2 protein-coding genes are annotated in these 3,448 nt (G+C 32.4%); both read left to right on the forward strand.

The genetic code is table 11. The features are described 5' to 3' along the window. The coding region (locus tag DIU01_RS00435) for an OmpA family protein (protein WP_290831297.1) at positions 1 to 584 on the forward strand (584 nt) is incomplete at its 5' end. A 63-nt stretch (positions 585 to 647) separates the two neighbouring features. Next, positions 648 to 3,404: a PD-(D/E)XK nuclease family protein gene (locus DIU01_RS00440; RefSeq protein ID WP_290831298.1), complete on the forward strand. Its 2,757-nt coding sequence runs from the start codon at positions 648 to 650 to the stop codon at positions 3,402 to 3,404. Positions 3,405 to 3,448: the final 44 nt, after the last annotated feature.

The following is a 3,448-nucleotide window of genomic DNA, read 5'->3' on the forward strand; positions in this document are numbered from 1 at the left end:
ATGATGCTTGTCCAGAAGTTGCAGGTATCAAATCTTTAAATGGTTGTCCTGATGCTGACGGAGACGGAATCGCTGATAAAGACGATAAATGTCCTTCTGTAAAAGGTCCAAAAGAAAACGGTGGTTGTCCTTGGCCAGATAGAGATGGAGATAAAGTTTTAGATAAAGATGACAAATGTCCAGATGTTGCTGGTACTGTAGCTAATCAAGGTTGTCCTGAAGTTTCTGACGAAGCTATCAAAAGATTAAATGATTATGCTAAAACTATCTTGTTTGATTCTGGTAAATCTTCTTTCCAAAAACAAACTTACCCAGTTTTAGAGGCTATCACAGCTATCTTAAAAGAATATCCAAATTCTAAATTCTCAATTGAAGGTCACACTGATAGCGATGGTTCTGATGTATCAAACCAAACTTTGTCTGAAAACAGAGCTGCTGCAGTTAAAAATTACTTAATTGAAAAAGGAATTGCTTCTTCAAGATTATCATCTGTAGGTTTTGGTGAAAAGAATCCAATCGATTCTAACAAAACTAAAGCTGGAAAAGCTAACAACAGAAGAACTGAAGTGAAATTAGTAAAATAGTTTCCTCCAAAATATTTTCAAGAAACGCCTCGATTTATCGGGGCGTTTTTTTATATTTATAAAATGAATAACAACTCATTTTTAAATAAACTTTCCAAAGAAATTGTTGCCAACTATTCTGATAATTTTTCAGATTTAATAGTCATTCTGCCTAACAGAAGAGCTAAAGTTTTTCTCATTGATGAACTCAAAAAAGAAACGACTGCAACGATTTTTTCTCCTGAAATAATAAGTATAGAAGACTTTGTTCAAGACATTGCTGGAATTCGTTCTATTGATAGTGTTGAATTGTTATTCGAGTTTTATAACGTTTATCTATCTATAACTGAGAAAGACCAAGAATCTTTTGAAACCTTTGCCAATTGGGCTAAAACCTTACTTCAAGACTTCAATGAAATAGATAGATATCTTCTTGAACCTGATAAGATTTTAAAGTATCTTGAAAATATAAAAGAAGTAGAGCATTGGGCAGTCGACATTGATAAACGAACCGACTTAATTGATAAATATTTAATTTTCTGGAAAAAGCTTCCGTTATATTATCATTCACTTTATGATTATTTATTGAATAAGGGAATTGGTTATCAAGGTTTAATCTACAGAGAAGCCGTCAATAATCTCAACCATTTTTCAGAAACTATAAAAGATAAAAAATTCCTTTTCGCCGGATTTAATGCATTAAACCACGCCGAAGAAAAAATCATCCAACATCTTTTAGCCATTGATAAAGCCAAAATCTATTGGGATATTGATGAAACCTTTTTGAATGATCCATTTCACGATACAGGGCTTTTTCAACGTAGATTCAAATCAACTTGGCCGTATTACAAAACCAATCCGTATGAATGGATTACAAACGATTTTAAGCAAGAAAAGAACATTCAAGTTATCGGTACGCCAAAAGCTATTGGTCAAGCCAAAATAGTTGGCGAAATAATTGAAAAGCACAGTATTCAAAACGAAGGTAAACTTCAAAATGTTGCCGTAGTTCTCGGTGAAGAATCGCTTTTGGTTCCAATTTTATATTCGCTTCCATCCAATGTTGATGCTTTGAATATTACTATGGGTTATTCAAGTAAAAATAATCCTGCACAATTACTTATTGCCAAACTTTTTAAAGCGCATACCAATGCCATTTCAAGAAACGCATCGAGTTATGTGTTTTATTATAAAGATGTTTTGGATATTCTAACGCATCCGCTGATTGAACCTTACATAAATGCTAAAGAATTAGTAAACCGAATCAATCAGAATAATTATACTTTTATAGTTCACAAACGAATTCTAGAATTACAAGAAAATCAGAATGAATTATTTCAATTGATTTTTCAAAAATGGGATACTTCTTCGGTAGCTATTTTGGAGAATTTGAGTCAGATTTTGCTCAAAATCAAATCCAATTTAAGTTCTGATAACGAAGAAGAAAAGATTACGAATGCCTTTGTTTACTCGATTTTCAAAGTGATAAACAAAATGATTTCTTACTTTTCGTCTAATTCAAATATTGATTCGGTTGAAACTTTATTTGCAATTTACAAACAAGTAATTGACGTTGCCGAAGTATCCTTTGAAGGAGAACCTTTGAACGGATTACAGATTATGGGAGTTTTAGAAAGTCGTGTGCTCGATTTTGAAACGGTAATTATTACATCGGTAAACGAAGGCAAATTCCCTGCTGGAAAAAGCATGAATTCTTTCATTCCTTATGATGTAAAAAAGGAATATGGTTTGCCAACTTTCAAAGAAAAAGATGCCATTTATACTTACCATTTCTATCATTTATTACAACGCGCGAAAAACGTTTATTTGTTGTATAATTCCGATAGTGAAGGTTTGGATGCTGGAGAACGAAGCCGATTCATAACACAATTAGAAGTCGAAAAACAATCTAGTCATAACTTGACATTTCAAACGTACAATGCCAATGTTCCTGAGATTGCACATCAACCTTTAGTAATTCCAAAATCGGAAAAAGTGTTGTTGAGATTGAAAGAAATTGCCGAAAAAGGATTTTCACCTTCAGCATTGACAACGTATATTCGAAATCCGATTCAGTTTTATTTTCAAAGAATATTGCGTATTTCTGAAACCGATGAAGTGGAAGAAAATATCGCTGTAAATACTCTTGGAACCATCATTCACGGAACTTTAGAAGAATTGTACAAACCGTTTATTGGTAAAATTTTAATCGAAAATGATATTAAAATTTGTATCAAAAACATCGATGATGAAGTTTTAAAACAATTTAAGTTAGTTTACAAAGAAGGCGAAATCAAAAAAGGAAGAAACCTGCTAGCGTTTGAAGTCGCCAAACGAAATGTATTGAATTTCTTGAAATTAGAATTGGAAGCCATTCAAAACGGTGATGAAATTCAGATTATAGCTTTAGAAAAACATTTAGAACGTGAACTAATTCATCCAAAATTACCATTTTCTGTAAAAATTGGTGGAAACGTAGATAGAATCGAAAATCGAAATGGAAGAATCAGAATCATCGATTATAAAACCGGAAATGTTACCAAACCAAGCGTTACTTTAAAATCTTGGGATGGCCTAACAGAAGACATTAAAAACGATAAAATCATCCAAATTCTTGCTTACGCATTCATGTACGAACCAGATGCAAAAGGACTAGAAATCGAAGCCGGAATTATTTCATTCAAAAACTTAAAAAATGGATTTTTACCATTTGGATTTAAAGAAGGTAAAGAAACATTCGAAGTAATTTCACCCGAAATAATGGAAAGTTATGTTGAAGAAATTGTGGTTTTGTTAAATCAGATTTTGAGTGTTGATGTGGCTTTTGAAGAGAAGATTTAACCGCAAAGGCGCTAAGTTTTTCGCAAAGTTCGCAAGGTAAATTT

It is taken from the genome of Flavobacterium sp. (genome assembly GCF_003525665.1).
Taxonomy (GTDB): domain Bacteria; phylum Bacteroidota; class Bacteroidia; order Flavobacteriales; family Flavobacteriaceae; genus Flavobacterium.

Excerpts from the sequence above, each read along its gene's own strand:
- DIU01_RS00440 (WP_290831298.1), top strand. The coding sequence starts at position 648 with ATGAATAACAACTCATTTTTAAATAAACTTTCCAAAGAAATTGTTGCC.